Here is an 8297-nt window from a genome sequence, read left to right as displayed (position 1 = left end):
ATAATCGCTCCATATGCATCTAGCGGTAGTTCAGCATGATTCTATTTAAACACCGGTATGTATTTAGCTCATGGAAATCGATCTGGCTTTTTATACCTCCTTTTTCCGAAAAAGGAGCTATTTTTAGTTCTTTTCTCCCGTGATGAACGCCAATCCATATGTTCAAATAAAACTCCTTGATGTTTGGATACGTCTTGGTGGATGGCTGGAAAAGCTCGTTTCCAGTTTTCACTTCACACAATTACCCGATTTTTAACATCTTCATGTGAAAATTTTGGACACAGGGATGTGGAAACAAGCAAGTCACGCCATCACCATGAATAAGCCAAACATTCAAAGGAGTCAACATTGAACATATGGCGCCAATAAAATAAGAAGGCGAATTAAATCATCTTTCAGCAATTAGAGCCTTATTATCCGCCTCTTAATCACAACAGCTAAATACATACAAACACCGCTATTTTAGAACTGTTAGCATAGGCGTCAAAGATCGAAAATTTCATAAAATAAAAAAATTAATGACTCAATAAAATTTAAATTTTAAATAAAAGAGCGCTAATTTTGCGAATTTCTCAAAAATAATGTTTAAATAAAGATAAAAAACTAAAATATTTTTGCGAAAAATACAATATATTCCGAAACTTATATATACCCAAAGAAACCAAAAAGAAGGTAAAAAAGGCTGAGTCGACGAAAATGTGCATGACTTCCCCTCCTCCCAATTTCACGCCCAAAAACTGGACAAACGTCCGTTTTGCGGAATCCTCCCCTATGTTTTATCTCCCCTCTCCCAGCATTTTGTTTTTTGCGTCGACGATGAAGCCTCCCCTCCTTTTGTGAACCAACAAGTCCAAGTTTACATTTATTTCCCTTACCATTGCTTGTAGTGGGGGAAAGCGATTTTTATAATTTTACTGACTCGTTTTTTCTTTGGTAGTTCTAATTTTTATTTCAAAAGAATTATATAATTTTGTTGGTATTTTTGTTTTGATAGTGATTTGGGGATTTTTGTATGAGCATTGATGAGGTTATATTGGAGTTTATGAAAAAGTTAGATTTGACTGATGATGAGGTTAAGGTTTATTTGGCGGTTTTGGGTGCTGGGCGTTTAGTTTTAGGTGATGTTGCTTCTTTGACTGGTTTACCTGTGGATGTTTGTAGAGGCGTTTTGGATCATTTAGTAGAGTTGCGTTTTGTGAGACGTTTTCCGGGGGAGGCGGAGGGTTTTGTGGCTTTAAATCCCTTTTTAGCGGGTTTTTTAATTGTTTATGAGGATTTGGATAGTTTTTTGGAGGGTTTGCGGGAGGTTTTAGCTTCTCGGAGTGAGGAGCTTTATGAGCAGCTTGAGGGTAGTAAGAATTTTTCGATAGAGGAGATTTCTCGTTTGGCTAGTATGCGTGTGGAGAATTTGATGTCTCTAGTGGAGGATTTTAACAGGTCTTTGGGCTCCCGGCTTGAGGAGAGTGCGGATTCCTTCAGGAATTTGACGGTTTCTGTGGAAGAGGCAATTCACTCATCGCTTTCTACGCATATGCTTGATATGGGAGATGTGGAGCGTTTTGAGGAGAAAAAGAGTTTCGATCTTTCGGATGTTATTTCTGAGTTTATTGCTAACGTGGATGATGATATCAGATCCTTGGAGGATTTGAATAGTAAGGCGCTCTCCTCTTTTATGACTGAAATTCATAGACGGTTCGAACTTATTAAGATGCGTTTTGCATCGATTTTGGTTAGTTACCGCTCGCAGCACGATAAACTCAATTCTGATTTAGACGGAGATATTAAGGCGATTCTAAATGAGGATTTGAAGGGTTTGAAGAGTTCTATTGAGGGCATCGAGTCAAGCGTCTTTAGTATTCTTAGAGTGATTTTGGAGATTGCGGGGGAAAAAGTGGAATCGTTTAAAACCCGTTATTTGGAAACCTTGAACGGATTGCTTAATGAGTATTTGGATATTTTGACTTCGTTTGAGCCCCGGGTAAAAAATATTCTTGAAGGGTTGGAAAACGTTTCCTCGGACTTGGAGAACACCACATCTGTTTTATCGTCACGCAGAAAAGCCTTTACAAGCGTAGTCTTAAAGGGAGACGCTTTCCTCGATGAACTAAACAATAAGACCAAGCAAATTTACGAAATGGCTAAAAATTTAAGCCAAGATTACCAGAAGATAATTTCAGATCAAATCGTATCCGCACAAGCATTTACCGATAAAAACACAGAAAGTTTTTCAAACTTTATAGATGAAAGAACCAACAGCGTAAGGGAAGAAGTAAGCAAAATAGAAGAGAAGTTAAAGGAGAGCATCACCCCGAGGACTTCCTTAATAGAGTCTAAAATCTCGGAACGAGTCTCTGGAATCATTAATAGAAACAATGAAGATTGTGAAAAAATTTGCACCCAGTTGGATCAGGAAATAGGCGACTACATAAACCACGCCTACAAAAATGTTAAAGAAGCCATATCCTCATTTGAAAGCGGAGTAAAAGAACTATTTTCCACACACAATTCCAACATTAGGAACAAGATTAAACTCCTAGAGTATAGCGTCCTTTATCTCCGGAAAAAACTCGCCCAAATGCTGCAAAACAACGCCTTCGAATACGATAAAAAAACCGATGAACTCTACGACAACCTCTCCAGCTCCCTAAAACAAAAAATCACACCCTACCTCAAAGAACTCAGCCCCTTTGAGGAAAAAATAACATCCACAATATCCGAATGCTACAAGGAATCAAGAAACGTAGTAGACACCAACGTCAGAGATGTAAACGAGAAAACCATAAACATCGCATCACAAATCGAAAGAAAAGAAGAAATCCTGAGAAAAATATGGGAAACCTCCTACAACTTCACCCGCCAAGACGTAAAAACCTGGTCCCTAATAGGAGAAAAAGCCATGATAGCACACACCAAATCTATGGTGGGAAGAACCAAGAAAAACATAACCATCATAACACCCGAAATCATCCCCGAAATCCTAGAAGAACTACTCAACATTAAAAACTTCAAAGCAACCATAATCTCAAATATTGACATGAAAGTCTTCGACTCAGTCATCAAACACTTCTCAAGACAAGGAAACGTAAAATTCCTCAACTACCCCAACAAAGATCTATGGTGTATAATAAGAGACAAAGACGAAGTACTATTCGCACCAATAACCGCCAAAGAAGAAACAGTAGCAATAGTATCAGAACAAGAAGGCTACATCAAATACAACCAAGAAATAACCACATCCATGGTACTATCCAAAAGCAAAGAAATCAAGACATCCTAAAACTTAACCCAAAAATCTTATCCATACACAACTTCTTTAATCCTAATCAAAGATCAGATACCCAGAACTAAGGGATTTTATAATCTCCGCGATTTTTATCTACCCAATTTCAGCACTATAAGGCCCAAGGACAAGACCTATAGGAAAAAATATATATTCTTTATATTTTTTAGAAAAATTAATAGCATTTCTACTTTCTATATGTTTTTTAGGAAAAATTTATAAGATAAATCAAAAAACAATAATTACTGAACAAAAACCTCAATAAAAATCATGCTTACCTCCCTCTCTCCCTTTGCCCCCCGAAAAGGGGGGCTTAAATTACGCTCAATCTCCCTCTCTCCCTCCATAAGCCCCCCGTAAGGGGGGCATCCTCAATAATTCATGCTTACCCTCCCCTCTCTCCTTGTTCGGGAATTCATATTATTCATCTCCACTCCCTACTCCCTTTGTACAGGGAGTGTTTCATGCTTGTCTCTCTCCCTTCCTCCTTTTTCCTATTTTTCTTTGTGAATTTGGATTGTTTTTTAGTGTTTGAGTTTTTGTTTTTTTAGAATTGGGGGTATTTGGGGTGTTTTTTTATGAGGGTGCCTAGGTAGATTGCTTCTAGGAATTCTTCTATTGTAGGTTCCCATTGTAGGGCTATTATGAGGTTGGTTTTTGGGGAGTAGATTTGTGTTCCTTGGGTGCTTGCGCGGCAGCATCTTACTATTTGAAAGTCGTTTGATGTGGTTTCTTTTCTTGCGATGTGTGCGGGGCATATATCGATTTTTTTCATTTTTATTTTTGGGTTGAGTTCTTTTACGGTTTCAAAGGTTATGGGGCATCCTACTACCAGTACTGGGTCTTTTAGGGGTGTAATTTTGTCGGCGTCGGTGTCTAGGAATAGGAATTCTCTTTCGGTGGTTGCGCTGCAGGGGAATATTATTGGTGGTTTTGTTTGGGTGGTTTCGTTTAGTATGTCGATTATTTTGATTTTAAATATGGTGTCTTTTCTTACATACTGCTGTTTTTTGGCGTATTGGACTTGGTCTTCTAGTTTTGCTGGTTTTGGGGGGGTTATGTCGATTATTCCTATGATGGTGTTTGGGGATTCGAATAGTGCGATTCCTATGTGTTCGAATTTTGATTTGAAAACTATGGCTTTTGTATCTTTTTTTAGATGTTTTATTGCCGCTTTGATGACCTCGGTTTTTTGGGTGGGGTCTATTTTGGGTAATTCTGCGATTTGTGTTTCTTGTTCAGTGCTTAATAGTATGGCGCTTGTTATTGTTTTTATTAGATTGTTTCCTAGGGTTTTGATTTCGTATACGGTAAATCCTGTTGGTGACTGGGCTAGTATGTATTTTGTGGTGTGAAATACTTTTTTTCCCTTTAGGGTTTTGGCGTCTTGTGGCTCCTTTACTTTTACTATGTTTACTTGTTGGGGGTGGACTACTCTGGGCAATTTTTACACCTTTAGAGGTCTCTTTGGGGGACGATGTCGCAGCCGGTGCATTTGAGGCACATGGTTCTAAATTTGGTTACGTCAAGGCCTTTTTCTTTTAAGATTTCTTTGTGTTTTATTGCGTGCGTGATTAGTCTTTGGGCTGAGGGTCGTGTGGCTCTGTTGTTTAGGGCTTGTTGTAGTTGGGACTCTATGAGGGGACTTAAGTTTATGGGTCTTAGGGATGCAATTATCCCCCAGTCTGCTAGTGCTTCGGCACCTTGGTCTACTTTTTCTTCTTTTTCGCCGAGTCCGATTATGATGTTTGAGCAGGCGCGGTTTTCTCCGAAGATTTTTCCGGCGTATCTTACCATTTTCAGATTGTTTTTATAGTCGAATTCGCTGCAGACGATTGCGAAGATTTCGGGATCATAAGTTTCAACATTCACTTTTATCTCATCTGCTCCGGCGTCATAGAGCATATCTACGTGTTTTTCTTCCTGCACGAACGGTTCGACTCCGATGGGGAGGGAGTCTCCGAATTCTTTGCGGATGGCTTTTACTACTCTGCACATATGTTTTACGCTCTGGGTGGGTGAGGTGAAAACTCCGGTTGTGAGTGCTACAGCGCTTAAACCTTGGTTTGCTACGCGTTTGATGGTTCTTGTAACTATTTGAGGTTTGAGAATTCTGTGTGACACGTGGGATTGTATTACTGGTGTTGCACAGAATTTACAGTGGTAGATACAGTTTGAATCTAGATTAAGAAAAGTCTGCTCGGGACAGTGGAGAAGGCTTTTAACCTGTTTTGCAGGGAACCAGTCAATCCCGTTCCTTTGAATCATTTTTCTTTCAACATCAAAGGTGTATGGGGTTTTTGACTGAGTTTCGACCAATGCTAGACGCACCAGTTTTTCATCATTGAATCGGAGGAAAATAGATTTTTGGCCGGTGGTTGGACCTGCGGTTGAATGATCTGCTATGAAGGGTAATTCTTTAACATTTTTTACAAAGATTGCTCCGTTTTCAAGGAGTTCTGCTTTTGCTCTGGTAGTTTGCGGTATTTCCTCCTGCAATTTGAATCCCTCATATTTATATTGGGTTAATGTCTGGAAGAACACAGAAAGAAACTCTGTGTGAACAGAAGTGGAAACACAGAAAAACCTTACGGTTATTTTAGACCAGGCTTTGGATAGGCGGATTACTTTTCAAGAAGCTCAGAGCCTCTTGAAAGTTGAGGGTAAAAATTTCCAGAGACTCTTGGAAGTGGCCCGAACAGTAACTGACCGGGAGATAGGACGTGCTTTACGTGTTTATTATCCTTCGAAAATGTTTCCCTCGATATCTGTGACTGGTGGATTCTGTGAATTGGGATGTGCCCACTGTAATCGCCACTATCTTCAACACATGATACCTGTTCTGACTCCGGATGAACTTTATCAGATCTGTCTTAATCTCTATAATGAAGGGGCTGTGGGTTGTCTGATTAGTGGAGGGAGTAATAGTAAGGGGTACGTTCCCCTAGAACCATACGTTAATGTAGTGAAGCGCATAAAAGAAGATACTGATCTTATTCTGAATGTGCATACCGGATTGTTAAGTTTAAATTTAGCTAGAGAGTTATCGGAAGCTGGGATTGATGTGGCTTCAATTGATGTAGTTGGTGATAATGGAACCATAACTGGTATTTATGGATTAAATAAGAAGGTTGAGGATTATGAGAAAGCCCTTGATAATCATTTAAGGGCGGGAATTAAACACATTGTTCCGCATATTTGTGTGGGTTTAAACTATGGGAAAATAGGTGGGGAACTTAGAGCATTAAAAATGGTGGAGAGAATAAATCCTGAAATACTGGTTTTTATCACATTAATTCCCACAAGTGGAACTCTTATGGAGAAGGTTACTCCCCCGAAACCAGAGACGGTGGTTAAAATAATTGCGATTGCCCGTTTATTATTGCGGAAAGCCTCTATATCTTTGGGGTGTATGCGGCCGGGCGGATTGAGAAGAAGGAAGCTGGATTCTTTGGCTTTAAATATGGTGGATAGGATAGCGGTTCCCGTACCTAGAGCTTTGAAAGAGGCAGAAGAGCATGGTTTAAAAATTGAGAAGTATAATTCTTGTTGCGCTTTACCGAATGAATTTGATTCAAGAATAAAAGATAAGATTTCGGAAAAGGATTAGATTTAGCGTCGGAAATTCCATTTTCTGGTGGCGTACTTTTCTCTAATAAGTTTATTAGTTAGCTGCTTTTCGTATTCTGTGAGTTTGCCGGGTACAAGTTCTATATCCAGAGCTTTTTCGAATCCTTTCCGTAAAATGTCTTTAATCATTTCTATTTTTGGTTTCTCTTTCAGAGCTGTTTCCAGGTTGATAACTCTTTCTTCTATGGATTTAGCTACCTTGTCGCTCATTTTTTCTTTCGATACCTTTAGGACATTTGCCATGGTTTCAATGTCTGTTTTTACGAGGAGTGTTCCGTGGTGTAGTACAACCTTTTTTCTTCTGGTTTGGGAACTTCCACTAATCTTTCTTCCATCAATTAAAATATCGTTAACTGGCTTGAATATTGCATCTAGTTTAAGCATTTTTAAGCCTTCAACTACCCCACGGCATAGAACCTCGTATGATTTTAAAATATCTCGGGGAATTTTTTTGTTATCTTCGCTTACAACAATATTGTAGGTGAGATTTTGCTTATCCGAGTATATTGCTCCACCACCTGTTATTCTTCTACTAATATCGATTCCTAGTTTTTTACATTCTTCAACATCTACCACGTTCTCTACAGCTTGGAAGTAACCGATAGAACATGCAGGAGGATCCCTCTGATACAGAAAGAGGGTATCTGTAACCATGTTTTTAGAACGCGCCAATAGAATGGCCTCGCCTACTGCACCGCTTGTAGGAGGGTCTATTACCTCCAAATCTAAAAAACGCCATTCTTCCCTCAATCGAAACACCCTTATCGGTTAAAACCATGAACTAAATTTTCCACAAATAAACTTGAGAAATAAAACAAATTTAAAATTAACTAAAAATAAATATATCCCTTAGAATGAATTTTAAATTATAAAAATTTTTACTTTAAAAATGAAGGCATGTTTCACCTACGATAAGGTAACTATTTTTTCATTAGAATTTGGAAATTAGGTTAAAAACTTTTTTCATACTTTCTAGATATATAGTAATCTATAAAATTAACAGCTTAAGGTAAAACGTAATAAAAAAAAGGGAGAAGGAGTTACAATAATTTTTATAATTCAGAAGGGCCAAGGAAGTTTTGGGAATATCGGCCATAACCCTCCAAACCATCCAAACCATCCAAACAATCCAGACCAGGATTGGCTTGGCATTACTGACCAGCTGACAACTCCTGCTCCTAAGAATGGTCCTATAACCAATGTTAGAAGACCCATTGTAAATAATGCTGTTAGGATATATTTTGTTTTGGACATCTGATCACCATAATTTTGTTTAGAGTTTAATATAAAAACTAAGCGAATTAAATAATAATTAATAAAAAAATATATAAATAAAAAATAAAAAAATAAATAAAAATTTAATAATGAAAATCTCGAAAATGAATCC

The 8297-nt window shown here is 38.2% G+C and carries 7 protein-coding genes; 2 read left to right on the top strand and 5 right to left on the bottom strand.

What is annotated here, in order from left to right:
* Nucleotides 1-19 precede the first annotated feature (19 nt).
* Nucleotides 20-232 (bottom strand): hypothetical protein, encoded by a 213-nt coding sequence (locus tag ACUVXA_RS12605; protein WP_445871623.1) that lies wholly within the window; start codon nucleotides 230-232, stop codon nucleotides 20-22.
* Nucleotides 233-1012: 780 nt separating this feature from the next.
* On the opposite strand from ACUVXA_RS12605, the gene ACUVXA_RS12600 reads away from it, so the two are divergent.
* Nucleotides 1013-3277: a hypothetical protein gene (locus ACUVXA_RS12600; protein ID WP_445871622.1), complete on the top strand. Its 2265-nt coding sequence runs from the start codon at nucleotides 1013-1015 to the stop codon at nucleotides 3275-3277.
* Between the two features lie 550 nt (nucleotides 3278-3827).
* Here ACUVXA_RS12600 and ACUVXA_RS12595 read toward each other — a convergent pair.
* Nucleotides 3828-4724, bottom strand: a complete 897-nt coding sequence (locus ACUVXA_RS12595) for a DUF7714 family protein (RefSeq protein WP_445871621.1) — start codon at nucleotides 4722-4724, stop codon at nucleotides 3828-3830.
* Nucleotides 4725-4735: 11 nt separating this feature from the next.
* Entirely contained in the window at nucleotides 4736-5779 is a 1044-nt protein-coding gene (locus ACUVXA_RS12590; RefSeq protein ID WP_445871620.1) for a radical SAM protein, read from the bottom strand.
* 70 nt (nucleotides 5780-5849) lie between these two features.
* Here ACUVXA_RS12590 and ACUVXA_RS12585 point away from each other — a divergent pair, with 70 nt between their 5' ends.
* Nucleotides 5850-6890: a radical SAM protein gene (locus ACUVXA_RS12585; RefSeq protein ID WP_445871619.1), complete on the top strand. Its 1041-nt coding sequence runs from the start codon at nucleotides 5850-5852 to the stop codon at nucleotides 6888-6890.
* A 2-nt stretch (nucleotides 6891-6892) separates the two neighbouring features.
* Here the strand turns inward: ACUVXA_RS12585 and ACUVXA_RS12580 are convergent, their stop codons facing one another.
* Complete coding sequence (locus tag ACUVXA_RS12580) at nucleotides 6893-7660, bottom strand: lipoate--protein ligase family protein (RefSeq protein ID WP_445871618.1); 768 nt, start codon at nucleotides 7658-7660, stop codon at nucleotides 6893-6895.
* A 309-nt stretch (nucleotides 7661-7969) separates the two neighbouring features.
* Nucleotides 7970-8164, bottom strand: coding sequence for a hypothetical protein (locus ACUVXA_RS12575; protein WP_445871617.1), 195 nt, complete (start codon nucleotides 8162-8164; stop codon nucleotides 7970-7972).
* Between the last annotated feature and the right edge of the window lie 133 nt (nucleotides 8165-8297).

This window comes from Candidatus Jordarchaeum sp. (assembly GCF_052745115.1).
The sequence above is the reverse complement of the archived record's forward strand: the minus strand, read 5'-3'. Positions and strand labels throughout refer to the sequence as shown.

What these genes read in the sequence shown, in the direction of transcription:
- ACUVXA_RS12600 (WP_445871622.1), top strand. Translation starts at nt 1,013, where the DNA reads ATGAGCATTGATGAGGTTATATTGGAGTTTATGAAAAAGTTAGATTTG.
- ACUVXA_RS12575 (WP_445871617.1), bottom strand. Translation starts at nt 8,164, where the DNA reads ATGTCCAAAACAAAATATATCCTAACAGCATTATTTACAATGGGTCTT.